Source organism: Flavobacterium tegetincola DSM 22377 (assembly GCF_000425485.1).
GTDB lineage: Bacteria > Bacteroidota > Bacteroidia > Flavobacteriales > Flavobacteriaceae > Flavobacterium > Flavobacterium tegetincola.
On the sequence record NZ_KE384384.1, the window covers coordinates 274,113 to 300,179 of the forward strand.

The window sequence follows — 26,067 nt, forward strand, 5'->3', positions numbered from 1 at the left end:
CCCCACAAATTGAACATGGAGTTTCTGAGCTTTTTGCAGACAACTTCATATTCAAAATTCGAACCCTCCATCGGATGGATCTTACAATTCTATTTACCATAACTTATATCATTTAATTGTTTATAATTCTTTTATATAAAATTCATCAAATTGCAATTTAAATAAATTAATTGCAACATTTACACTGTAATTTTAAAATGGCGTCGATTCGTGATACGTTTTTGGAAGCTGAATATAGCTTATTAAATATGCCTATTTTATTAACGTTCTGTAAATGTAACGTGTAGTTTTCCAAACACCTAATTTTAGTTTGGAAAAAACATCACCCTTAAGGCTTCGATAAAAGAGTTTTGCTGTTTTTCTGACATCACTACTTTCTTCCAGGTAATTGTAATGTTCATCTGTAATTCTTTCTTTGATTAATACTAAGGCTTCCTCTTTAAATTCATCCTTAATATTATCGTACATTCCATGCAAGAGATTGAGTTGCTGTCTTAAAAATTCATTTTTATAGATAGCATATAATTGTGCTTGGTGTAAATACGCTTGCACCACATCCATTACAAAAGCCAAGTGAAATAATTTTTTATCTTTTTTAGCGGTTGTAGCGTCAGGTTGTTGGCGGTAAAATGCTAATTTTTCTGGCAGCAATGCTATTTTATCCACTTGTGTAATTAAATGCCAATGTACGGGTATGTCTTGCCTTGTAAAGCCAACGGGAAAGTGAATTCCAAGTTCCTTTGCTTTACTTGTTCGAATCATTTTAACCCAAGTGAAAGCGGGACGTTGGAGCAATGCCAGCTTATTATTGTGTTCAATTGCAGCAAGTAGGGACGGTTCTTGCTGTTTTTTACTAATTTCACTCTTGTCCCAAAAGGAGAGATAGTCCCAGATAACGATATCATCCTGCTCTTTTTCAATGCATTTAATTGCTTTTTCAAAAAGGGTGAGGTCGTAAATGTCATCACCATCAAAAAATACAACGTACGTACCATTGGCCAAAGCTAATGATTCATTTCGAGCCACAGCCAAACCTTGATTTTGATCTTTCGCAATCACTTTTATTCTGCTGTCTTTTAATGCGTATTCCTTTAGAATTTGTACCGTTTTATCTGTTGAACCATCGTCAATACAAATGACTTCAAATTCATTGAAAGTCTGATTGAGGATGCTCTCTAAACTTTCTTTTATAAAATCTTGAACGTTAAAAGTAGCTATCGTTACAGTAAGTATCATTTTCTAGAAAAGTTATTTTGCGTCCCGTCTCTGAAGTAGGTTCTAAATTTAGTTAATTCTTTAAATTTAAATCTCGTAATAAAGTAAACATGGTACAATGTATACAGCACTTTGGTTGCTTTTGCTGAATTATAGTTTGCCTGATTAAAGCCTAAGTTTCTGTAATAAATGTGAGCAAATTTAGCCGGTTTAATTATAATATTGGTCTGTGGAAAAAAAGGCACTGCTTGTTCAAACGTACCTCTCATGAATGGGTGCTTGTGAATTGCCGAGGTTATGGTACCTGTTTCAAAACCATTTTTTTTAACCCTATTGGTATACTCATTTTCATCACCCCAAATGAACATTTCTCTTTTTATAAATCCTATCTTATCTATTACTTTTCTGGAAATTAGCGTTCCATTAAATGGATTCATTAAATTTGGAATAATGGCTTGTTTTCTAGCTTCAGCAATTGACTCAAACTGTCCGAGCGAAAATGCTAATTTTGAACCATCATCAATCGCGCTGACTAATGCATTAGAATATAACAGATTCCCATTTTCAGCACCTTTTAATAATTCTTCCAATTGATTTTCCTCTGGAACACCGTCATCATCCATCATCCATAACCATTCGGCACCGGCATCGTACGCTTGCTTCATCCCTTCATAAAAGCCACCTGCACCACCATCATTTTCAAACTTTCGTACATAAACCACGTCAATGGTTTTGGTACTGTTTGCTGTTGCAAAAACTTGACTTTTAAAAACTTGATTTTCATTTGCTTCCTTTTTTGGAACTTCCTTGATGAAACCAAATTTGATCAGCTGATTGTAAGTAGCTTCTGTTGAATGGTTGTCAATTATAAACAAAGTCGTGGGCACGACCGTTTGATTTTTAATTGCTTTTAAACAATCAATGAGCTGGATGTCACGGTTGAAGGTTACAACGATTGCTGCTGTATTTAACATGTATATTATTTTATAGTTCTTTTGCTACCGTTTCAAGGGCTTTTTCAATTACTTGGTGCATGTCGTAATATTTGTATTCTGCTAGACGTCCTCCAAATATGACATTATTATACTGTGCTGATTTCGCTTGGTATTTTTCAAAAATCTCTTGATTTTTATCGTCGTTTATTGGGTAATACGACTCATTGTCTTTTGAAAATTCATGCGGATATTCTTTAGTAACGTATGTTTTTTCTTGCGTTCCAAACTCAAAATGTTTGTGTTCAATGATTCGCGTATACGGCACATCTTTATCTGTATAATTTATTACCGCATTACCTTGGTAATTTGGTGTGTCTATGATTTCATTTTCAAAATGCAGACTTCTGTAATCCAGTTCACCAAATTCAAAATTAAAGAATTCGTCAATTTTACCGGTATAGACCACTTTTTCTGCAAGTGCATCCAACTCTTCTTTATTTTCAAAATAATTGATGTTCAATCGAATCTCAACACCTTCTACTAACTTTTCCACTAATTTAGTGTAGCCGCCAATTGGAATTCCCTGGTAAATATCTTTAAAATAATTGTTGTCGTATGTAAAGCGAAACGGAAGTCTTCTAATGATGAAAGAAGGAATTTCTGTAGCAGGTCTTCCCCATTGTTTTTCTGTGTACCCTTTGATCAGTTTCTCATAAATATCTTTACCTCCTAGAACTAAGGCTTGCTCCTCTAAATTTTTAGGCTCTGTAATGTGGGCGTACTCGCTTCGTTGCTCTTCGATTTTTGCCATGGCTTCCTCTGGTGTTATCACACCCCATAGTTGGTGAAAGGTATTCATGTTAAAAGGCAAATTATATAATTTTCCTTTATAGTTTGCAATGGGAGAATTGGTAAATCTATTGAATTCCACAAAGGAATTTACGTAATCCCAAATTTCTTTATTGCTGGTATGAAAAATATGTGCTCCGTACTTATGTACATTTATTCCTTCAATGGTCTCGGTGTACACATTACCTGCAATATGATTTCTTTTGTCAATGATTAAACATTTTTTTCCTTTCTTTTTTGCCTCATGTGCAAACACAGAACCAAAAAGTCCTGCTCCAACAATTAGATAATCGTATTCTTTCATTTTACTATTTTTTTAAATCCTTTAAAAATTAAATCAGGTCGGTAATAAATGGCCAAAATTAAATAGAATATCGCTTGCGGATTCCATTTTTTAAAATAATATTTTGCCACAATCATGCAGTAATCTACTATTTTGGCATTGATGGCTTTTTTAGGTAAGCTTTGGAACGATTTTTTAAAAAAAACGTACTGCCTTATAAACCTTTTTTGATGTAAGATTCCTTTTGTTCGTGCTTCCGAGTTGGAAATCCCTGCTTGATGTATTCTATATACCGCCATATTATCGCTTATGCCATACATCTTACCTTTTTCTGCCATCAGTAACACTAGAAATCCATCCAATCCAAAAACTGCCTTGCTCAGTAATTTTTTAGACATCAAGTATTCTCTTCTAAACAGAAATGAAGTGGTATGCAGTATTTTTGAAAGTAGCAGTTCATCAATATCATAATTCCGGTCTTGCGCTGCGACTTCAGGTTGTGTAGATTTTGTCATTTCATTGACCAACTGTACGGAGTGAAAGCATAGCGCATTTTCAGGATGCAGCTCCATAAAGGTTGCTTGCTTTTGCAATTTTAATGGGTCTGTCCAATAATCATCACCTTCACAAATTGCCATGTATTTCCCTTTGGCTTGTGTTAATGCCCAAATTGAATTCCCTATTACGCCTTTATTTACTTTATGTTTGGTATACTGTATCCAACTGCCATTTGGATGATTTACAATACAGTCTTTAACGATCTGCTCCGTTTCATCGGTAGAGTGATCGTCTGCGATAATCAATTCTACTTGAAAATCCTTGATTTGCTGCATTAAGACACCTTCAACTGCCTGTTTAATGTATTGCTGCTGATTGTAAGTAATCATTACTACACTTACTACAACCGACTCCTTTTTATTGATCATACTTCTATTTAAAACGAGATGCTATAGTTTTTTCTCATTACTAGTTCCTGCAAATAGTGCTTTCTTAATTACCTGTAGCACTACCTTACATCTTATGCTTTAAAAATTTTTTTAAATCCTCTCAATACCAACTCAGGTCGGTAGCGGAAACACTTGACGGAATACAATAAAAATAGAATATTTTTTTTCTTAAAGTAGCACTGTGCAATGGATGAATAGGTATCTACGATTTTAATATTAATATTCTTCTTTGATACCTTCGGAAAATTAGCGCCAATATACTTGTAGTGATTGATGTAGTTTTTAAGATGATTGATTCTATTTTGTTTAAAACGCACTTGCGATATTCCTTGCTGATGGATCCTGTATACCGACATTGCTTCAGAAATACCTCTAGCTTTTCCTAACTCTAAACAAGAGAGCGCCAGTATTAAATCTGGGTTTAGCACTTTTAATGCATACAAGTTTTTATTTGCATATTCCATACAGCTTGATAAAAAAACAAAAGAGGCTGTTGGGGCTATCCACTTCATGAACAGTTCATTGGAAGAATAGTCTTTATCTTCACTTAAAAAGTTATACGCAAATTTATTCTCTACCGTACTGTTTAAGTCTGCACTATGAAAACTGAAAACATATTCTGGATTGTTTTCTAAGAATTGTACTTGCTTTTGCAATTTCAGTGGATCCGTCCAATAATCATCTCCTTCACAGATGGCAGTATACTTTCCAGTACCCTGATTTAGAGCCCAATTAAAATTGGTCTTCATACCTAGATTACTCGGATGATTGGTATACTTTATCCAACTTCCATTTTTATGATTATGGATGATTTCGAGTATTATTTTTTCAGTATTGTCTGTTGATTGGTCATTTGCAATAATCAATTCTATCTTTCCTTCGTATTCTTGGCTTAAAACACTTTCAATAGCTTCTCTAATGTAGTGCTCATGATTATAGGTAACCATCGCTACACTTACTACAATTTTCTCTGGTGCTATTGTCATTACTCTCGTTTACTGATTTCTTTAAAACTTCAGCTTTTATTCAATCTTCAAAGTTGATTACTCCCATGAAAATTTAATTGCCCTATTACTCTCTAATTTTTTAACTATAAGTCTTCGTTTTCTTCTTCAACATTGATAGAAAGAAATACTTTCTTTCCATTCTCTGGATTTACAAAATAGGCATTCTTATAGGTTCCGTGTGTCAAAGCCCTTAATTTATTAATAAATTCCAAAGCAGATAATCTTTCATCCAATTGAATTTCAGTTAACTTATTAAAATCTTTTTTCAAATATAAGTTCCCTTCACTTTCTGGAGCACTTGTCTTGTAAGTATTAGTAATGATTGAAAGTAAATGCTCGTCTATAAGTTCTATTTCCTTTTCAATAATTCTATTATATAAGCTTAGTGACGTATCCGAGTATTTTTTTTCTACAAACGCCCTTGCAATGATAGCACCATGATCCATAAATTCATCAATTTCATGTATTGTTGCTCCAATATTAGTGTCGTTAATAATCGCGAACACTTGTGGATACCAACCTCTATTCAATGGATTGTAACCTGGATGTACATTTATGCACTTGACATTGTCCACCAATTCTTTTGGAAATAATTGTTTGCAATGGATGGAAAAGATCAAATCATACTCTTTTATAACTTGCTTTACAGTATCCTGATTTTTTAAATCTAAAACATTAATAATCTCACTTCTATTTTCTGTTAAAATATTAAAATCTAAATAATTAGAGTATGGACTAATAGCATAGCTAACGTTTATGGAATCAATTTGCTTTTTAGAAATAATTTCAGCAAAACTCTGCATCATAAATTGATTGTCAGAAATAACTATTATATTTTTATACATCTTTAACTATAATTACTTTATATCGTTTTAAAACCCTTTATAGGTGGAATGGAAATCTGCCTCTTGATTTACTTAAACTATAATATTCTACTTTTATAAATAAACCCTAACCAAGTTGCTGATTTCTAAAGATAAGATTATTCACTCTTGCTGACAGTATAATATTTTAGTAATAGTCATTTTACTAATTTTTTGAAACCCTTTAATATCAAATCAGGACGGTAGTAGATGGCTAGACCTAAATAATATATTGCGATTGGGCTTTTCTTTTTGGTATAGTACTTGACAATTGTTAGGCAATGGTCTACAATCTTTAAGTTAATAGCTTTATCTGATAACGTCTTAAATGTATTTTTAATTAGAATAAATTGTTTTACAAAACGTTCCTGATGTATTATTCCTAACCTTTTAGCATCGAAATTGGAGATTCCCATTTCATGAATTCTATACACAGCCATATCGTCCGCCATTCCATAAACTTTTCCACTATCCGCCATCATTAAAGCGAGAAACACATCACCTGCAAAAATATCTTTGTTCAAAAATTGCTCAATATTTAAAAATTGCTTCCTAAATACAAATGACGCTGTATGTGCCGTTTTCGTTAGAAGTAATTCATCAATAGAATAATCTCTTCCCTCTGCGACTTTCTCTGGATAAATACTGTTTAACATTTTGTTATCAATAGTTACTGAATGAAAGCACATAGTATGCTCCGCATTTTTTTCTAGATAATCTAATTGCTTTTGTAATTTTAGCGGATCCGTCCAATAGTCATCGCCTTCGCAAAGAGCTATGTATTTACCTCTTGCTAAAGGATAAACAAAATTTGGTAATACTCTTACTCCTTGTGAATGTTGATTTTCTTTTTGTATAATTGTTTTAATTAAATTTGGGAATTTTTCAGCATAACTTTGAATAATTTTTATCGTATTATCCGTAGACGCATCATCATGTATAATTATTTCAAAAGGAAAATCAGTCTTCTGAAATAAAAATCCTCGAATTGTATCTTCAACATACTTTTCTTGATTAAAAGTTATACAGCAAATACTTAAAATAGGGGTTTTTTCTACCATTTATTTTACTTATCTAATGTCTTTGCAGGATTACCAATAACTATTGTATCTGCTTCCACATTATTTATTACAACAGCTCCAGCTCCTATAACTGCATTTTTTCCAACATATTCTAATTTACCTGAAACAAGAGATGCAGATTGACCCATTAACACAAAATCATGCACTTTAATATAGGCTCCAATTGTTGCATTAAATGCAATATAGCATGATTCTCCAACTGAACTCGTATGAGATAATGAAGTATTATAGGACAATACTGTGTCCTTTCCTATTGAAGCATCAGCCTGTACTACGGAATTTGCGTGAATTACTACTCCTTCAGAAATCTTTGAATATTTGGAAACGATTGCTGAAGGGTGGATTACTGTTGGTATATTACCTCCCATTTCTCGGATTTTATTAGATAAATTTGTTCTAATTGCATTCTCTCCAACACTGACTATAAAATTCATTCCACCTAAGGATTCTCTTTGAAAAAGATTGGTGTTCGAATCTATAATAGGTATACCATGAACATATTCGCCTGTACGCTCTTCGTTGTAGTGGTACAGCCCAGCGATCTTATATCCACAAGATTCTGCTAGATCGATATATACAATCGTATTATGTCCTACTCCTAAAATATAAATTTCTTGTTCTTCCATTTTTGTAGTTAGATAGTAATAATGATTTATTAAATGTCTAAATTCTATATTTTTATTATTGTATTAACAATCAATTCAATATTTCCCTCTTCTAAACCAAAATATAATGGCAAACATAAAATTCTACTGGAAACACTTTCGGAAATTTTCATTTCGTTGTAATCCACGAAATTTACTGTATTTAAAGAGGGATAGAAATAACGGCGGGGAAAAATTTCTAAATCATTCAATTTTTTCTGAACTTTTAACAATGCTTCTTCACTATTAAAAATTACAGGATAATAGCTGTAATTCCAATCCGTTCCTTCCCTTAATCTCATTTTAGTTACTTTTTCAAAATCGAGGTGATTGTTGTAATAGTCAACAATCTTTTCACGTCCAGCTAAAATTTCATTCATATAAGGAAACACAGCGAGCCCCATTGCCGCTTGCAGTTCTGATATTTTTCCATTAATACCTAATCCAAAGAAATCTGTTGGCCCGTTATGTCCAAAATTATGACTGTAATAAATTTGGTGCCACAATTCTGGATCTTTGCAAAAAACGGCACCACCCTCTCCTGTATGAAATAATTTAGTAGCGTGAAAACTACAAGTACTTACATCACCGTATTCAAAGACGCTTTTTCCTTTATACTGGACTGCGAAACTGTGTGCGGCATCGTAGATTACTTTTAGATTGTGCTTTTTTGCAATGCGCTCAATTTCTTCAATATTACACGGATTTCCAAAAACATGTGTAGCTAATATGCACGTCGTTTTACTTGTTATAGCTGCTTCAATTTTTGTTTCGTCGATGGTTAAAAATTCTGGATGAATGTCTACAAATACAGGCGTACAATTTTCCCAAACAACTGCAGCAGTGGTTGCCACATAACTAAAAGGTGTCGTGATAACTTCACCACCATTACCTAATAATTTTAGAGCAATTTGGATGGGAATTGTTCCATTATTGGTAATCAAAATTTTACTTTCCTCTAACTGCAAGTATTTTGTAAGCTTGTCCTCTAATTCACGGACTAACTCTCCCCTATTGGTTAGCCATTCATTATCGTACGCTCGCTGTACTTGTGCTGTGTATTCTGCTATCGGCGGAAAAAAGGTTTTGGTAACGTTTATCATTTTCTAAGAATAATGGTTTTTAATTCTTTATAAGATTCTAATTTAAAAAAATAGGCAAAAGCACCAAATAGGACGATCCCGAATATACTGCCAATCAGGAGTCGGAAAAAGTCGTAAAAATGTAAGGAAGCTAATCCATAATCTAGTATGTACACTGCAGCTCCTGCTACTAAAGCCCAGAACATAATTGGTAACAAATCTTTAGTTTGTTGCCATGCAGAATAGTCAATCAATTTTCCACTGTAATGGGTATTGATGAAAAAACAAATTATTGACGCCAATACACTTCCGTATAACAATCCATAGATTCCAAAAGGGAATGACGCGCCAATGACTGCAACAATTACAATTTTCTTTACCACTTCTAATTTTAAGAAGAGGTGACTGAGTCCTTTTACCTTTAAGATTGTTAAATTATAATTGTGGATTGGAAACAAGATTCCATTGATGCATATAATTTGGAAATAAGGAACGGCAGGTAACCATTTTTCCGTAAACAGAAATCGAAAAAGAGGTTCAGCTAAGAAAGCCATGAAGATAAGTGTAGGTGCAATTAAAAAGATCACCATTTGCATAATTCGTTTGTAGACGCTTTTCAATTTAACATCATCATTTTGAATCGTTGCAAACAATGGAAAGGTTACTTTATCTAACATCGCTGATATGTTTGATACAGGAAGCTGCTGTAGCGTATTTGCACGACCAAAGTATCCTACTTGTGCGGGTGCAAAAAACTTACCTATTATAATATAGTATCCATTAGAAAATAGAATGTCTAAAATAGATGAAAGCATCATTTTAAAACCGTAATTAAAATGCTGTTTGAATTTCTCCACACTGAAAGCCCAAATCGGCGTCCATTTTGCCCAAAACCACAATTGAATTGTACCTGCTGAAGCTTTGACAATTGCGCTGGCAACTAAACTCCAAACTCCGTAACCATTGTACGCCATAGTAATACCTACAATACTAGAAATGATTAACGAAGGCACTGATATCTTCATTTGGGTTTTAAAATCTAGCATTTTGGTTAAGCGTGTTGTTTGCACAGCACCAAACGCATTGATGATAAAAATAATGGAATACACCCTTATGATAGCCATTAATGTTGGCTGATTATAGAAATCTGCTATATAAGGAGCACCAGCGTATACCATTAGGTACACTAGTATACTGCCTGCTAAATTGAAATAAAAAACCGTTGAAAAGTCAATTTCAGAAGCATCCGGCGTCCGAATCAGCGATTGGGTTAATCCACTATTTATCAAAGCATTACCGACCCCCATAAAAATAGCAATCATTGCGATAAGTCCAAACTCAGCTGGTAAAAGCAGCCGTGCTAACACAATAGAAACGCCAAATGCAATTAATTGTGTACTAAACTGTTGCGCAAACGTCCAGATCATTCCAGAAATTGCAGTTTTTTTTAATGACATAAAGTTTAAAACCTTTTATTTAAATAGTTATAATAGTCGCCTTTTAGACCTTTAACGTCATCTAATAATTTTTCCTTAGAAATATACCCCATTAGAACCGCTATTTCTTCTAGGCAAGCTATCTTTAAACCTGTTCTTTTTTCCACTGCTTTTACAAATTCGGTGGCCTCCGTCAGTGCTTCGTGTGTTCCTGTATCCAACCACGCAAATCCTCTGGACATTACTTGTAAGTTTAAGTCTTCTTGAGCTAGATAGTGTTGATTCACCGATGTAATTTCTAATTCTCCACGGTGTGATGGCTGTACTTGTTCTGCCACATCAATCACTGAATTTGGATAAAAATACAAACCAACTACTGCGTAACTGGATTTGGGTTCAGTTGGCTTTTCAATGATACTCAACACTTTTCCATCAGCGTCAAATTCAGCCACACCGTAGCGTTCTGGATCGTCCACGTAGTAGCCAAATACAATTGCCTTTTGCTCGTCTTTTACTTTCTGAACTGCATCTTTTAATAATTTCTGCAATCCAGCCCCATAGAAAATATTATCTCCAAGAACCAAGCAAACGTCATCTGAGCCAATGAATTCCTTACCAATTATAAATGCTTGCGCTAAACCGTCTGGACTAGGTTGCTCTGCATAACTCAACTCAATTCCAAACTGGGATCCGTCTCCTAATAATTTTTTAAAATTCGGTAAGTCGTGAGGGGTAGAAATAATTAATATCTCTCGAATTCCCGCTAAAAGTAGAACAGATAACGGATAATAAATCATCGGCTTATCATATATCGGTAACAACTGTTTCGAAACCGCTAAAGTGAGCGGATGTAACCGGGTCCCTGAACCGCCTGCCAAAATTATTCCCTTCATTTCTTACTTTGTTGAAAATTAATTATAAACTCTTTAGAAAATTATTTTCTATTTTCTTCTTACTTAATCTAGTTTGTAGTATTTCCTGTACCATTCGATAAAAGCTGCTACTCCTTTTTCGATCGACGTATTGGGCTTGTATTGATAATGTGCCTCTAGCTTTTCTACATTTGCCCATGTTTGATACACATCTCCTGCTTGCATTGGAAGCATTTGCTTCTGAGCAGTTGTATTTAACTGTGACTCAATTGCTTCAATAAAATCTAATAACTTGACGGGTTGACCGTTTCCGATATTAAAAATCTCATAGTTACTTTTAGTTTTACTTTCTTTTAATAAAGTAGCTGTTACCCCTTCGATAATGTCGTCAATAAACGTAAAATCTCTGGACAGCAACCCTTCATTGAATATTTTAATGGGTTGGTTATTAATAATGGCATCTGTAAATAGAAACATTGCCATATCTGGTCTACCCCAAGGTCCGTAAACTGTAAAAAAGCGTAAACCTATGGTTTCCATTCCGTACAGATGACTGTAGGTGTTGGCCATTAATTCATTTGATTTTTTGCTTGCAGCATATAAACTAACTGGCGCGTCTACATTATCGAGTTCCGAAAAAGGCACTTCATTACTATTTCCATATACACTTGAACTACTGGCGTACACTAATTTTTTTACCTTGTTGTGACGCATGCATTCAAGTAAGTTCATAAATCCAACAATATTACTTTCAACATAAACCATTGGATTTTCAATACTGTAACGAACACCCGCTTGCGCAGCTAAATTGCATACAGCGTCAAAACTATATTTTTTAAACAGCAGTGGTAATTGCGTTTGGTCTTCTAAATTCATTTTATAAAAATGAAACTGGTCACCGTGCTTCTCACTTACTGCACTACTACTCTCGTAAACAGTCTGAATTCCCAATTCATTGAGTCGTGCCATTTTTAGATTTACATCATAATAGTCGTTTATATTATCCAGGCCCACTACATTGTAACCTTCCTTGATTAATTTTTCACATAAATGATAGCCTATAAAACCTGCTGCTCCTGTAACTAAAATAGTTGTCATACTCTATAATTTTCCGTCAACATTAGATCCTAAAATTCCTTTCACATCGTATATTATAGCTTGCTCTTTCTTTAAAGATTGCAAATCTAGATCTATAAATGCCTTGTGTGCAACTCCCAAAACAATAGCATCGTACTTTTTAACGAGTTGTGATGATGCACCAAGTTCTGCTTGGCATGAAAGACCGTATTCATGCATTACTTCAGCGGGATTGGCCCATGGGTCGTATATTGTTATTTTTACATTGTAGTCTTCTAAAGCTTTGATCACGTCTACCATTTTGGTATTCCTGACGTCGGGACAATTTTCTTTAAAAGTAATACCTAAGATCAAAATTTCAGCTCCATTCACCTTAATATCTTTTCGTATCATGGTTTTGATGACTTGTGTTGCCACATATTCACCCATGCTATCATTTAAGCGTCTTCCTGCTAAGATAATTTCGGGATGGTATCCTGCTTCTTGTGCCTTTTGTGCCAAATAGTACGGATCGACTCCAATACAATGGCCACCAACCAAACCTGGTTTAAATGGTAGAAAATTCCACTTTGTACCTGCTGCTTCTAATACTGCATGCGTATCAATATCTAAAAGATTAAAGATCTTGGCCAACTCGTTTACAAAAGCGATATTTATGTCACGTTGTGAATTTTCAATTACTTTGGCAGCTTCCGCTACTTTTATTGTTGGTGCTAAGTGCGTACCCGCTGTTATGACTGATTTATATAAGTCATTGACCTTAACACCAATTTCTGGAGTAGATCCTGAAGTCACTTTTAAAATTTTCTCAACGGTATGCTCTTTATCTCCTGGATTAATGCGTTCTGGTGAATATCCTGCAAAGAAATCTTGATTGAATTTCAGACCTGATATGCGCTCTAATACTGGAATACACTCTTCTTCCGTAGCTCCCGGATATACAGTGGATTCATAAATTACAATATCTCCTTTTTTAAGTACGTTACCCACTGTTTCACTTGCCTTATATAGAGGAGTAAGATCAGGACGGTTGTTTTTATCTACGGGTGTTGGCACCGTAATAATATAGTAGTTACAGTCTGCAATATCATTTAGAGCAGAAGAACAGCGTAAGCCTTTTTGATGGTTACCAAAGTCGTCAACAAGGACGGCTGAAAGTACTTCATCACTTACTTCTAACGTTTTATCTGTACCTGCATTCAATTCCGCGATACGCGCTTGGTTGATATCAAATCCTACTACTTTAAATTGCGTTGCAAAAAGTCGTGCCAGAGGCAATCCAACATATCCTAAACCGATTACTGCTATTTTTTCCATATTCTTTATTCTAGTCGTAAATTATTATGTATAAAAGCTAAGTTGATGTCCGTATTCCCTTGCTTCATTGTATTGTACTCCACGGCTTCGCGCCGTGAGTCCCATCAGGGGATCACAATATGTTATTATATATCTGTAACTCTCAAAAGGTCTGCGTTATAAAATTCTACTTGTACAACAGACCACGGGGTGCTGCTATCCTATAATGATAGCCTTTCAAATGCAAAAATAAACCAAACGAAGGACGAATGCCAAGAGAAAGCGGTATTTTTTTTAACTTGTTTTTAACGTATAGAGTTTTAAAACAAACCCAACAGAACAAGAAAAATCCCTAAACCTCTCTGCTGCTTATTATTAGCTTAATACCTAAACTTAGCAGGTACAAGTGCGTTTTTTGGTTTGAAACATATTCCACTGTAGCTTCTTGCCCTTTAAATATTCCTTCCTTTAAATATAATTGTTCTCCTGGTTGTAAGGTCGTTACAACTAGTGCTGTATTGGGTTTACCAATTTGATTTTGCATCATTTGCATCTCTCCATTCCTTATCACTGCAGGCTTGCCAAGCCAAAATACATAATTCAAAACTCCATCAATTATAAAAACCTCTGTCCTTTTTGCTTCTTCAATTTGAATAAAAACATACGATGTAAACAATGGCGTTACTATAGTTTTTTTTCTATCACTCCATTGGCGCACTTCGGTCTTCAACGGTAAATAGACCGTAAAGCCCAACTGTTCCAATTGCTGTGCTACTTTTTGTTCTTTTCTGGGTTTGGTATAAAGCGCGTACCAGTTTAACATTTTGATTTAGAATTTATGAATTTTCTTCCGATGTTATTATTTTTGTTTCAGGTTTCAAGATTAGCTTCATTCAGTTCGGGTCCGCCTCGGGTCAGGTTAAAATATTGTCTTCCTTTGATTATTTCAATGTTTATAGTTTAAAATAAAAAATAGTAAATACGACCGTAATCGTTAGCAACTTGTTTAATGCCCCGGCCCTTGCAGGGTGATAAATCTGAACTTATGATTAATGGATTCTATCTTTTTAAAAATTACCACCTATCTTTTTTAATTTTTATGATTAGAACTAAATCAAGCATTAATTACTACTCACTATAAAACTGACCACTATCTTAGATTTTCCCAATACCAAGCTACAGCTTCCTTTAACCCTTGCTGCATTGAAAACTCTGGATTATATCCCAATAGGCTTTTTGCCTTTTCGATGCTTGCTAAAGAATGTGGAATGTCTCCTACTCTGTTGGGCCCGTACACGGTTTCGATGGCTCCAATTTTTGGATCGTATTCTGCTAAATACATTTTTAACGATGCCATTAGGTCGTTTAAAGTTGTACGATCGCCGAAGGCAGTATTGTATACTGTATTCATCGCTTCTTCGTTTTCTGCAAGTAGCGCACGGACATTCATTTGAATTACATTGTCTATGTATGTAAAATCACGTGAGTAATTTCCATCTCCATTAATTACTGGACTTTCGTGCTTCATTAATTGCATTACAAACTTTGGAATTACTGCTGCATACGCTCCATCGGGGTCTTGCTTGCGTCCGAAGACATTAAAATAGCGTAGACCAATGGTGTTCAATCCGTAGGTATGCTGAAAAATATCTGCGTATAATTCGTTTACGTATTTTGTAATGGCATAAGGCGATAAAGGCTTTCCAATGATTTCTTCTACTTTTGGTAGGTTCTCTGAATCACCGTACGTAGAAGACGATGCCGCATACACCATTTTCTTTACTTTGGCATCTCTCGCGGCCACTAACATGTTTAAAAAACCAGAAATATTAACCTCATTACTTGTAATTGGGTCCACGATGGAACGTGGCACAGAGCCTAGCGCTGCTTGGTGTAGGATGTAATCGACTCCTTGCGCTGCTTTGTGGCAATCGCTGAGGTTCCTAATGTCTCCTACTATTAGCGTGAAATTTGGGTTTGCTAATAAATGCTGGATGTTGCTTGTTTTACCTGTCGCAAAATTATCCAAGCACACGACTTTATTGTTGTACTGCAATAAATGTTCGCATAAATTAGAACCTATAAATCCTGCTCCGCCAGTTACTAAAATAATTTTGTTTTCTATTTGTTGCATTTTTTGTTTGTTGTGTTTTGGGATGGGAAATGGGAGGTAGGAAATTGAGAGATGGGAGGTTGAAGTTGGGAGATTTTTGGTCTTTTTATATTATCCTTCTCTACTCTTTTCTCTATTTTCTTTTCTCTTTCTACTATTTCCTAACTTCTATCCTATCTTTTTCATTTCTTTATCTGCTACTTCTTTACGAAGACTAGAGCTTGAAAAACGGTGATCGCGTGTATTAAAATAAAATTCGATCCCTTTTGATTCACAGTACTCACGGCCTGTAAATTGTTTTTCGCTGTACTCATCACCAATGATACGTACATCAATTTTAAACGATCTTAAAATATCTTCTAGATCCTGCTCAGTGGCATAAGGAACAATTTCATCTACAAATCGGCAACCTTTTAGTTGTATGTAACGCTCTACTACTGTTTGAGTAGGTCTATTTTTATCAGGACGGTCTAGTGTGGGATCCGTTTGCAAGCCGACAATTAAAAAGTCGCATTGTCTTTTTGCTTCTTCTAACATTTTAATATGGCCTGCATGCAGCAGATCGAAAGCGCTAAATGTGATTCCTATTTTCATTATAATATTGTATTAAGTATAAAATTTTGTGACTGGCTCTAAATAAGTGTCAGTAGCAAATGACATTGTACACCACTAAATTACATCAATTTAAACTTTTATATATGCCTAAAAGTATAGCGCTTTTAATATTATTCTTTACGAGTAACTCTATATGCTCCACTACTTATACGTTCTAACCATTCTTCATTATTTAAATACCAATCGATTGTTAGATCTAATCCTTGTTCAAAAGTAACCGAAGGTGTCCATCCAAGTTCTTTTTCTATTTTAGTTGCATCAATGGCATATCTTAAATCGTGACCAGGACGATCTGTAACATAAGTAATTAATTCTGCAGACGCACCTGCTATGCGACCCAGCTTCTTATCCATTATATCACAAAGTAACCGGATTAAATCAATGTTTTGCCACTCATTGAATCCTCCAATATTGAACGTCTCATTCGTTTTCCCTTCGTGAAATATTAAATCAATCGCTCTCGCATGATCTTCTACAAAAAGCCAGTCTCTAGTATATTTACCATCACCATAAACAGGCAAAGGTTTATTTTCGATACAGTTTTGAATAAAAAGAGGTATTAATTTCTCCGGAAATTGATTGGGACCGTAATTATTTGAACAATTACTAACGATATACGGCATGCCATACGTTTCTCCAAAGGCACGTACAAAATGGTCCGAACTTGCCTTTGAAGCAGAATAGGGAGAATTTGGATCATAAGGCGTAGTCTCTGTAAACAATCCTTCAGCACCTAAAGTACCATATACCTCATCCGTACTTATGTGATAGAACATTTTATTATTCCAGTTTCCTTGCCATAATGCCTTAAAGGAATTTAGTAGATTTAAAGTACCAATTACATTGGTTTTTACAAATGCAATAGGATCTTTAATGGATCGATCTACATGCGATTCAGCCGCTAGATGAATCACACTGTCAAACTTGTGTTTTATAAAAAGTGCATTGATAACAACATCATCAACAATGTCCGCTTCAATGAACGTATAATTAGGAGCGTCAATTATATCTTGAATATTATCCAAATTACCAGCGTATGTTAAGGAATCTAAATTATATATGTGGTATGATGGATAATTTTTAACAAACCTACGCACTACATGCGATCCTATAAATCCCGCTCCTCCAGTTACTAATATCTTTCTCATCTTTTATACTTTCAATCTTTTTTCGGTCGGCGGTGATCCATTTTAGAGAGGTTTCCCACTTTTCCTACTTAACAATAAATTAATTTAAAATTGATCACTATTTTCTTTATACGTTTTTGCTCGTAATTTACAACTTAGAAATAAACTACTCTTTTATAGCGTATTGCATTTATTTTCCAGTTCCAACCGCTTGAAAAATAAATCCGATTTTACGCATTTTTTCTGCATTTAAAACATTTCTTCCATCAAATACGAAAGCTGGTTTTTGCATACTATCGTATATTTTTTGCCAATCGTACTCTTTAAATTCATCCCATTCTGTTAAAACTGCAATTGCATGTGCTCCTTGACATGCTTGATACGCATCTTCCGCACAACTAATTCCTGACCGATTTTCACTTTCTGACCGGCTTCCTAAATAGTTCAGATCATTCTGAATCTGGGCGTCTTTAACTTGCGGATCAAAAACCTGTATATTTGCTTGTTCATTTAATAAATAATCAGCTACATATATTGCTGCGGATTCCCTTGTATCATTTGTATCTTTTTTGAATGCCCATCCCAAAAATGCAATTTTCTTAGCTGAAACCGTATTGTACAATGTACTCACAATTGTTGTAGCAAAACGCCTTTTTTGATGGTCGTTCATAATAATCACTTGTTCCCAATAATCTGCTACTTCATGCAAGCCATAGGATTTAGCAATATATACTAAATTTAAAATGTCTTTCTGAAAACAAGAACCACCAAAACCTACCGATGCCTTGAGGAATTTTGACCCAATACGACTGTCCATCCCAATAGCACGTGCCACTTCGCTGATGTCTGCTCCCGTTTTTTCACACAACTCCGACATCGCATTGATCGATGAAACTCGTTGTGCTAAGAATGCATTTGCGGTTAATTTGGACAACTCTGAACTCCATAAATTAGTGGTAAGGATTTGATTATTCGGCACCCAATTTGCATAGATTTCAACTAAAGCATTTACAGCCTCTTGCCCTTCTGCACTACTATCACCTCCTATTAAGACGCGATCAGGATTTAATAAATCGCTAACAGCTGTACCTTCGGCCAAAAATTCAGGATTCGATAGTATCTGAAATTGCACTCCGTTTCCGGTATTGTGTAAAATATTTTTAATTGCCTCTGCTGTTCGTACTGGTAGTGTTGATTTTTCAACAACAATTTTATCAGTCTTGGCAACTGCTGCAATCTGACGGGCACACAATTCAATATATTTCAAGTCTGCAGCCATTCCTTTACCTAAACCATAGGTTTTGGTTGGTGTATTCACTGAAATAAAAATCATATCCGCTTCCTCGATGGCCTGGTCTACGTTTGTGGAAAAAAATAAATTTCGTCCACGTGCTTCTGCAACGACGGCACTTAATCCTGGTTCAAATATGGGAATTTTACTTACATCTACATCGTTCCAACCTGCAATACGAGATTCATTTGTATCAACTACCGTTACCTTAATATGTGGGCATTTCGCCGCAATAATTGCCATAGTAGGACCACCAACGTAACCTGCACCGATACAACAAATTGATTTTATTCTCATTCTTCTTTATTACTATTATTATAAAAAATTTAATACTGCCTTATCTTGCAAAGATATTATTATTCATCTTTAAAGGCTCTGTTTTTCTTAAAACTTACACAATGTTGCTCGAATTACTATTATTTTTTCTCAAACGAAGCCATCATTTTTTAACCGACATCACTATAACAGATTAACTAGTAGCGATTATTTTTTCCTGAACCGTTTTTGCCACAGGCTCTTTTTCTCGATTTCTTCGTCGTGGTAACCGTTCCCATACGCGCCGTATCCGTAATGGTACCCGTATTTTTGGTTGTTGTCAAACGCATTTAGCACTACGCTTACGTTTTTCAGTTCGCCTCTCTTTTGTCGTATGTTTAATTGCCCGATCATCCCTTTTGTGGTGTAATTCTGCCGTACAATATATAGGACTACGTCTGCAAAATTTGACAATTCCATCGCGTCCGAAACCAATCCGATCGGAGGTGTATCGAGAATGATGTAATCGTACTTTTCTTTTAGTCGTTCCATCAATTCGTGAAGACGGTCGCTCATTAATAATTCGCCAGGGTTGGGTGGCAGCGGTCCCGCAGTAATTAAATCCAGGTGAGGGATAAATGTTGCCTGCGTCACTTCCTCAAGTGTGTGGGTTCCAATTAAATAATTTACCACTCCAACTGCATTGGTTCCTTTAAAATCCTCAAATAATTTGGGCTTTCTCAAATCCAAGCCTACGATAACCGTCTTTTTTTCGCTTAGCGCAAAAACGGTTGCAATGTTGATGGAACAAAATGTTTTTCCTTCGCCAGAAACGGATGAGGTAATCATTAAAATTTTGGCACCCGTTACATTTTGCTTCTTGTATAAAAATTGCAACGAAGACCGGATTGCCCTGAACGATTCGGCCAATGCGGATTTTGAACGTTCAAAAACGGCGAGATTACTTTCGCCTTGGTTTTTACCGATGACACCCAGTATAGGGATTTGAGTGATTTTCTCCAGATCTTCGCGGTACTGGATGGTATTGTTCAGCAGAAATACGATAAGGATGTATAAAAACGGGACAAGCACTCCTACAAAAAATGCTAAAATATAGTTGACTCCCGTTTTTGGACCTATAATTCCACCTCCGGTATCTTTTGCCGTATCAATGAATTTGATGTCCGATACATTGGCTGCCTTTACAATTTCTGCTTCGTTGCGTTTTGATAAAAACGAGCTGTAGATGTTGTCGCTCAAATTGTATTTTCGCTGGATTTTAAAAAGCTCTTGCTGGTTTTCAGGCAACACCTGCAATGCATTTTGCGCTTGCTTCATTTTGGCCGTCACCATGTTCAAGTCGTACTGTAGCGTTACTTTCGCAGCAGCTATATTGACCAGCAACACTTCCTTAATGGCCTGCATCTGGCTGTCAAAATCCTGAAACATTTTATCACTCTTAACTGCATACCGCCGTTCTGCTCTTTGCACTGAAAGACTGATTAATTTTGACACATTGACCGTAATATTAGGGTCTTCAATACCTGCAACGGATGGCGCTGGTAATGTTGAAAAATCCTTACTATTTATCAGATATGCTTTTAACGTATTGTAATACGCTATTTTCCTTTGAATGGCGTCTTGCTGTAGTTCAAACGCACTTAACTTAGTGGACACATCCGCTCCACCATTTTCCAATTGTATTACATCTTTTCCTTGACGGAACGCTTTTAATTCATCTCCAGAATCTTTGAGTTGTTGCTCCATTTGCAACATCGTATCGTCAATGAACTTGATGGTATTGGTCGCAAATTGATTTTTGGCAGCCAACTGGTTGTCGCTCAAAACCTCCACAGTCGTATTCAGGTAATCCACTATTTTGGCTTTATTGGTCCCTTGCATCGATAGTGTCAAAATGGAGCTTCCTGCAGAAATAGGTTGCGCTTCAACATTTTGGTACCGCGCCACCGTTTGGTCAAAGCCATCCAATCTTATAAAATACTGCTTTTCAATGTAGCTTTCCGAAGTCTCTTTTAACTGAATACTGCAGTTTAGAAACGGCAATTTTATCTCTTCGCCTACTTTATATTTTTGTTGAAAAAGCGCTGGCTTCACTTTTAAGTGGCTGTCTTTTTTTTCTTTGTAATTGAAAAGGTTTACCCGTTCGTCTTCGAAAGGAATCGACAATTGGAATGTATTGGCAGTCAAAAATTGAATTTCCATCAATTGTCCGGTCAGCTGATCGTATTCTTCATTCAGATTTAGCTGAAAAGGAACTGATCCGTACGCGTCTACCAAATTATACTCTCCTTGCTCGAGGTAATTGATGTAAAATTGCAGTCGGCTGATGACTTCCTCATTGTGTGAGCGCGAACGTAACATTGTGGAAACGGTTTGAACTTTGTCCGAAGTGCCGCCCCAATTGAACACTAAACTGGTATTGGCCGTAAAAAAGGGATTGGTTTCCTCCTTGACGGAAATGGTATTGGAAAGCTGGTATATTTTTTCTTTTCGGATATTGATTTGGTACGCTATTGTAAAAGCAAGCAGCCAACTCACCAAAAAAAGTTTCCAATAGCTTCCTGTTTTGACTAAAAAACCTTTAAAATCAAAAGTGCTTGAATGTTCTGAAAGTGTAAAATCTTTGGTGTCAAACATAAGGATGTATTAACGGGTTAACAACAAATAAGTGGTGGTTGCCAAACTTAAAAGTGTGACAATCGTTCCCAAAGATTGGATTCCTGTAGTTCCCGTTCCCCACGATTTCTGCGCAAGTGGCTTGACGTATATGTAATCGTTGGGTTGCAAATAATAGAACGGCGACTCCATTGCTTTTCTGTCTGTCAAATCAATGTCATGCATTTCCGTTCCGTACGGATATTGCCTGATGATGGTTACATTTTTTCGATCGCCAATAATGGTTATGTCTCCCGCGTTTGCAATTGCTTCCAATACTGTTACGCGTTCTTGGTACATCGTTTTGGTTCCTGGCGCACCAATTTCGCCGTTAATGGTAAATCGCAATCCTGCCATTTTTACCGTCACAAATATATTTGCTTCCTTATTAAAATAATTTTCCAGCAATTCTTTTTCAATTTTCAATCGCACCTCGTCCAGCGTAAAACCCATAATGTTGATTTCTCCAATTATAGGAATACGGATGTTCCCGTGGCTGTCTACCGTAAAGCCGTCGTAATAGGTGTCTTGTTCTCTTCGCAATTGATTTCCGTTCGAAGCGCCTAGCGTGTTGCTTGGATTAAAAATAGCCACTAACGCTGGGTCGATGGCTTTTATATTTAAGGAAATGATGTCGTTGGTTTGCAAACGGTATTCTGGAGTCAGTACCGGTTTTAGCATTTTTTCAGCCCCTTGACTGGTGTCTTGCAGATAAATCAATTGTTTTCGAGATACACACGAAGTAAGCATTACAGCAATTATGCAAAGTATTCCGATCCTTTCCAATCTCATTTGAAACTATTTATAGAACAAATATAACTTTTCATTTAGAACTATGAAATTTGACGGCATTAATTAATTGTTTTTAAATGCATTTTCAAACGGAACGCGATGTACAATACTTCTACCTAAGGTTACTTCATCTGCATATTCAAGTTCATCTCCCACGGCAATTCCTCGTGCAATAGTGGAAATGGTCAAACCCGGATTTTTAATTTGCTTGAAAATATAAAAATTGGTTGTATCGCCTTCCATTGTAGAGCTTAGCGCTAAAATCATTTCGTTTACCGCGCCTGAATTTACTTTTTCTATCAGCGACGTAATTTTCAATTGACTTGGTCCCACTCCATCGATGGGCGAGATTTTGCCCCCTAAAACGTGGTAAATTCCTTTGAACTGTCCGGTGTTTTCAATTGCCATTACATCACGAACGTCTTCTACGACACATATCAATTGATGGTTGCGGCTTGGATTGGCACAAATTTCACAAATGATTTCATCTGAAATATTGTGGCAATTGTCGCATAATTTGATATCCGTACGCATCTGACTCAAGGCTTGCGTTAAAAAACCAGTGCGTTCTTCGGGTTGTTTTAATAAATGTAACACTAAACGCAACGCCGTTCGCTTGCCAATTCCAGGCAATTGAGCCATTTCATTGACTGCTTTTTCTAAAAGTTTTGATGAAAATTCCATAGAGGACAAAGGTAAGGAAAAAGTGTTTAGTTTTTGGATGGAAGTTGGGAGGTGGAAGTTGGGAGGTTGGAGGTTATCGGTTATCGGTTATCGGTTGTGGGTTGTAAGTTGGAGGTTATAGGTTATTAGGTGGGAGGTTAAAAGTTGAGAGTTGGAGGTAGGGGTTGTGGGTTGTAAGTTGTAAGTTGTAGGTTATAGGTTATCGGTTGTGGGTTGTAAGTTGGAGGTTGTAGGTTATAGGTTATTAGGTTATTAGGTTGGAGGTTAAAAGTTGAGAGTTGTAGGTTATAGGTTGTAAGTTATTAGGTGGGAGGTTAAAAGTTGGGAGTTGTAGGTTATAGGTGGGAGGTGGGAGGTTATTAGGTTGGAGGTTGTGGGTTTTGGTATTTGCACTTTGAAAATTTTTAGCTACTTTGGCGGTTAAATTCAACTGCTGCATGACTCCGACTTTTATTCTTACTTTGATTGCTGTTTATTTTGGTGTATTATTTTTGATATCGCACTTTGTGAGCAAGAAAGATGGCGGTAATGCGGCGTTCTTTAGTGCTAATAAAAATGCCAAATGGTATCTTGTGGCTTTTGGGATGATTGGGACGGCCTTATCCGGCGTTACTTTTATTTCTGTTCCGGGGCAAGTGGGGTCGCCTGATGTTCAGTTTAAATATTTCCAATTTGTATTGGGAAATGCCATCGGCTTTTTATTGATTGCAAGCGTATTGCTGCCTTTGTATTACCGGATGAATTTGACTTCCATTTACGGGTATATCGAAAAGCGTTTGGGTACTGTTTCTTATAAAACCGCTGCTACGATTTTCTTAATTAGTCGCACCATTGGTTCTGCAGCCCGATTGTATCTCGTGGTTTTGGTTTTGCAACGTTATGTATTTGATGCTTTTGGCGTGCCATTTTGGTTTACCGTATTGGGTTCTTTGGCACTTATATTTTCTTATACTTACAGAGGCGGACTTAAAACAATTATCATCACGGATACGTTGCAAACGTTATTCTTAGTTTCTTCGGTTATTTTTACGATTTATTTCATTTGCTCTAGTTTAGATTATTCGTTTTTCGAAGCTTTTGACGCAGTGAAAAGTAGTAGCTATTCTAAAATCTTTTTCTATGAAGACGCATTGAAAAGTAACTTTTTTGTCAAGCAAATTCTAGGTGGTATTTTTGTAACTCTTGCCATGGTCGGCCTCGATCAAGATTTGATGCAGAAAAATTTGAGCTGTGCGACCATTGGCGAAGCACAGAAAAACATGTACGTTTTTACAGGAATTTTCGTTTTGATCAACTTGTTTTTCTTGAGTGTGGGTGCATTGCTTTACATTTATGCAGAGAAAAACGGGATTTCCATACCGCTGGATGCCGTGACTGGACAACCTAGAACCGACTTGTTGTTTCCCGAAATTGCATTCAATCATCTCACTTTAATTCCAGCGATTGTGTTTTTATTGGGTCTTACCGCAGCTACTTTTGCTACAACAGATTCGGCATTAACCGCTTTGACTACTTCCTTTTGTGTAGATTTCTTGCACATGGACAAACAAACCGAACCTGACAATGGAAAAGCTGTTCGCACCAGACATTTGGTACACATTGGATTTTCACTGTTGATGTTTGGTGTTATCATGGTTATTTTTTGGATGAACAGCGACTCGGTGGTGAGTTTAATATTTAAAATCGCGGCATTTACTTACGGTCCACTTCTCGGACTTTATGCTTTTGGACTTTTTGTAAAAACCAAAACCGTAAAAAACAATTGGGTGCCATTGGTCTGCATTTTGGCTCCAGCCATTACTTTTTTAATGAGCACGTATTCTGCTGAATTGTTTGGCAACTATCAATTTGCCGAAGAATTGATTATCATCAATGGTGGATTGACCTTCTTGGGGTTGTTGTTGATTTCAAAGCCTGCAGTGGAGGGTACGAGGTTTTAAGGGTTTTTTTTCGGTTGTGGGTTTTATGTTGTCGGTTGTCGGTTGTCGGTTTTGAGCATTGGAGTGGAATGTGATTCTTTTTTGAACTAGATGATTTATATTTTTGGGATTGTTGTTGGTTTTAGAGTTGTCGGTTTTATGTTGTCGGTTGTAAGTTGTCGGTTGTCGGTTGTCGGTTTTGAGCATTGGAGTGGAATGTGAATCTTTTTTGAACTAGACGAGTGATGTTTTTGGGATTGTTGTTGTTTTTAGAGTTGTAGGTTTTATGTTGTCGGTTGTAAGTTGTCGGTTGTCGGTTGTCGGTTGTCGGTTTTGAGCATTGGAGTGGAATGTGTTTGAATTACATGATTGTATTTCAGATGAATGCGCTTGGGGAAACGTCGTTTCTAACTATTTACCTCTTTTGAGTTACCATTTGCACCTTGAATGAATTCTAAGCATTCTCTAATTACTATAACTCATATATTAAGCAACTCTTAAGCATATAATTACACCACAAATCAGTTATATTGCGTTCTTTGTACTAGAAATTAATTACAAAATCTACTGCATATGAAAGCGTTAGTCCTTCTCCTCTTTTTTATAATCCCAATTCAATGGGAACCTAGTTTTGAGCATGCAAAAGTGTTAGCGAAAGAAAAGAATGAATTGATTCTACTTAATTTTTCGGGTTCGGATTGGTGCGTGCCTTGCATCGGTCTTCGTAAAGAATTCTTGGAATCCGAAGCGTTTACTGCCTTTGCCAATGAAAATTTAATTCTGGTCAATGCTGATTTTCCGCGAAGAAAGAAAAATAGTCCCGCTACGGAACAACTCAAACGTAATGAAGCGCTGGCGGAACTTTACAACCCAAATGGCGTTTTTCCGCTTACGTTGTTGCTCACTTCGGATGGAAAAGTTGTAACGTCTTGGGATGGAAAACCAAAAGTTTCGGTTGAACAGTGGATTGCAGAAATTCAAACGTTCTGTCAGGCAAACAAGTAAAG

23 protein-coding genes are annotated in these 26,067 nt (G+C 36.0%); 2 read left to right on the top strand and 21 right to left on the bottom strand.

Annotation, left to right across the window (positions count from 1 at the left end):
• Window positions 1-252 precede the first annotated feature (252 nt).
• The 21 genes from H602_RS0112735 to recR form a co-directional block, all read right to left on the bottom strand.
• Window positions 253-1,236 carry a glycosyltransferase family 2 protein gene (locus tag H602_RS0112735; RefSeq protein WP_026978344.1) on the bottom strand — a complete coding sequence of 328 codons (984 nt, stop codon included), beginning with the start codon at window positions 1,234-1,236 and terminating at the stop codon, window positions 253-255.
• Entirely contained in the window at window positions 1,233-2,189 is a 957-nt protein-coding gene (locus tag H602_RS18855) for a glycosyltransferase (protein WP_051224497.1), read from the bottom strand. Before H602_RS18855 ends, H602_RS0112735 begins: the two co-directional genes overlap by 4 nt.
• A gap of 10 nt (window positions 2,190-2,199) precedes the next feature.
• A complete protein-coding gene (gene glf, locus H602_RS0112745; protein WP_026978345.1) occupies window positions 2,200-3,303 on the bottom strand; it encodes a UDP-galactopyranose mutase in 1,104 nt (367 codons plus the stop codon).
• Complete coding sequence (locus H602_RS0112750; protein ID WP_026978346.1) at window positions 3,300-4,208, bottom strand: glycosyltransferase family 2 protein; 909 nt, start codon at window positions 4,206-4,208, stop codon at window positions 3,300-3,302. Before H602_RS0112750 ends, glf begins: the two co-directional genes overlap by 4 nt.
• A gap of 92 nt (window positions 4,209-4,300) precedes the next feature.
• The gene (locus tag H602_RS18860; RefSeq protein ID WP_035759591.1) at window positions 4,301-5,215 is read right to left on the bottom strand and encodes a glycosyltransferase; all 915 of its coding nucleotides are present in this window, start codon (window positions 5,213-5,215) and stop codon (window positions 4,301-4,303) included.
• Between the two features lie 104 nt (window positions 5,216-5,319).
• Window positions 5,320-6,081 carry a dTDP-4-amino-4,6-dideoxyglucose formyltransferase gene (locus tag H602_RS0112760; RefSeq protein WP_026978347.1) on the bottom strand — a complete coding sequence of 254 codons (762 nt, stop codon included), beginning with the start codon at window positions 6,079-6,081 and terminating at the stop codon, window positions 5,320-5,322.
• A 176-nt stretch (window positions 6,082-6,257) separates the two neighbouring features.
• Window positions 6,258-7,160 (bottom strand): glycosyltransferase, encoded by a 903-nt coding sequence (locus tag H602_RS18865; protein ID WP_051224501.1) that lies wholly within the window; start codon window positions 7,158-7,160, stop codon window positions 6,258-6,260.
• A 5-nt stretch (window positions 7,161-7,165) separates the two neighbouring features.
• On the bottom strand, window positions 7,166-7,807 hold the full coding sequence (locus H602_RS0112770; protein ID WP_026978348.1) for a PglD-related sugar-binding protein: 642 nt from the start codon (window positions 7,805-7,807) through the stop codon (window positions 7,166-7,168).
• A gap of 44 nt (window positions 7,808-7,851) precedes the next feature.
• Entirely contained in the window at window positions 7,852-8,928 is a 1,077-nt protein-coding gene (locus H602_RS0112775) for a DegT/DnrJ/EryC1/StrS family aminotransferase (RefSeq protein WP_026978349.1), read from the bottom strand.
• Window positions 8,925-10,364, bottom strand: coding sequence for a lipopolysaccharide biosynthesis protein (locus H602_RS0112780; RefSeq protein WP_026978350.1), 1,440 nt, complete (start codon window positions 10,362-10,364; stop codon window positions 8,925-8,927). Before H602_RS0112780 ends, H602_RS0112775 begins: the two co-directional genes overlap by 4 nt.
• Before the next feature lie 5 nt (window positions 10,365-10,369).
• A complete protein-coding gene (gene rfbA, locus H602_RS0112785) occupies window positions 10,370-11,236 on the bottom strand; it encodes a glucose-1-phosphate thymidylyltransferase RfbA (protein WP_026978351.1) in 867 nt (288 codons plus the stop codon).
• A gap of 63 nt (window positions 11,237-11,299) precedes the next feature.
• Window positions 11,300-12,313 carry an NAD-dependent epimerase/dehydratase family protein gene (locus H602_RS0112790; RefSeq protein ID WP_026978352.1) on the bottom strand — a complete coding sequence of 338 codons (1,014 nt, stop codon included), beginning with the start codon at window positions 12,311-12,313 and terminating at the stop codon, window positions 11,300-11,302.
• A 3-nt stretch (window positions 12,314-12,316) separates the two neighbouring features.
• Window positions 12,317-13,609, bottom strand: a complete 1,293-nt coding sequence (locus H602_RS0112795; protein WP_026978353.1) for a nucleotide sugar dehydrogenase — start codon at window positions 13,607-13,609, stop codon at window positions 12,317-12,319.
• Window positions 13,610-13,940: 331 nt separating this feature from the next.
• Window positions 13,941-14,411: a UpxY family transcription antiterminator gene (locus tag H602_RS0112800; protein WP_035759594.1), complete on the bottom strand. Its 471-nt coding sequence runs from the start codon at window positions 14,409-14,411 to the stop codon at window positions 13,941-13,943.
• Between the two features lie 327 nt (window positions 14,412-14,738).
• Complete coding sequence (locus H602_RS0112805) at window positions 14,739-15,722, bottom strand: SDR family oxidoreductase (protein ID WP_026978355.1); 984 nt, start codon at window positions 15,720-15,722, stop codon at window positions 14,739-14,741.
• A 147-nt stretch (window positions 15,723-15,869) separates the two neighbouring features.
• Window positions 15,870-16,295 (bottom strand): adenylyltransferase/cytidyltransferase family protein, encoded by a 426-nt coding sequence (locus H602_RS0112810; RefSeq protein ID WP_026978356.1) that lies wholly within the window; start codon window positions 16,293-16,295, stop codon window positions 15,870-15,872.
• 131 nt (window positions 16,296-16,426) lie between these two features.
• Window positions 16,427-17,464 (bottom strand): dTDP-glucose 4,6-dehydratase, encoded by a 1,038-nt coding sequence (gene rfbB / locus H602_RS0112815; protein ID WP_026978357.1) that lies wholly within the window; start codon window positions 17,462-17,464, stop codon window positions 16,427-16,429.
• A 169-nt stretch (window positions 17,465-17,633) separates the two neighbouring features.
• Window positions 17,634-19,031: a UDP-glucose 6-dehydrogenase gene (locus H602_RS0112820; RefSeq protein WP_026978358.1), complete on the bottom strand. Its 1,398-nt coding sequence runs from the start codon at window positions 19,029-19,031 to the stop codon at window positions 17,634-17,636.
• Window positions 19,032-19,217: 186 nt separating this feature from the next.
• A complete protein-coding gene (locus H602_RS0112825; protein WP_026978359.1) occupies window positions 19,218-21,647 on the bottom strand; it encodes a polysaccharide biosynthesis tyrosine autokinase in 2,430 nt (809 codons plus the stop codon).
• 9 nt (window positions 21,648-21,656) lie between these two features.
• The gene (locus H602_RS0112830) at window positions 21,657-22,457 is read right to left on the bottom strand and encodes a polysaccharide biosynthesis/export family protein (protein ID WP_026978360.1); all 801 of its coding nucleotides are present in this window, start codon (window positions 22,455-22,457) and stop codon (window positions 21,657-21,659) included.
• 63 nt (window positions 22,458-22,520) lie between these two features.
• Window positions 22,521-23,141: a recombination mediator RecR gene (gene recR / locus H602_RS0112835; RefSeq protein ID WP_026978361.1), complete on the bottom strand. Its 621-nt coding sequence runs from the start codon at window positions 23,139-23,141 to the stop codon at window positions 22,521-22,523.
• A gap of 437 nt (window positions 23,142-23,578) precedes the next feature.
• Here recR and H602_RS0112840 point away from each other — a divergent pair, with 437 nt between their 5' ends.
• Together H602_RS0112840 and H602_RS0112845 are read left to right on the top strand one after the other, a co-directional pair.
• Window positions 23,579-25,081: a sodium:solute symporter gene (locus H602_RS0112840; RefSeq protein ID WP_026978362.1), complete on the top strand. Its 1,503-nt coding sequence runs from the start codon at window positions 23,579-23,581 to the stop codon at window positions 25,079-25,081.
• A 552-nt stretch (window positions 25,082-25,633) separates the two neighbouring features.
• On the top strand, window positions 25,634-26,065 hold the full coding sequence (locus H602_RS0112845) for a thioredoxin family protein (protein WP_026978363.1): 432 nt from the start codon (window positions 25,634-25,636) through the stop codon (window positions 26,063-26,065).
• Window positions 26,066-26,067: the final 2 nt, after the last annotated feature.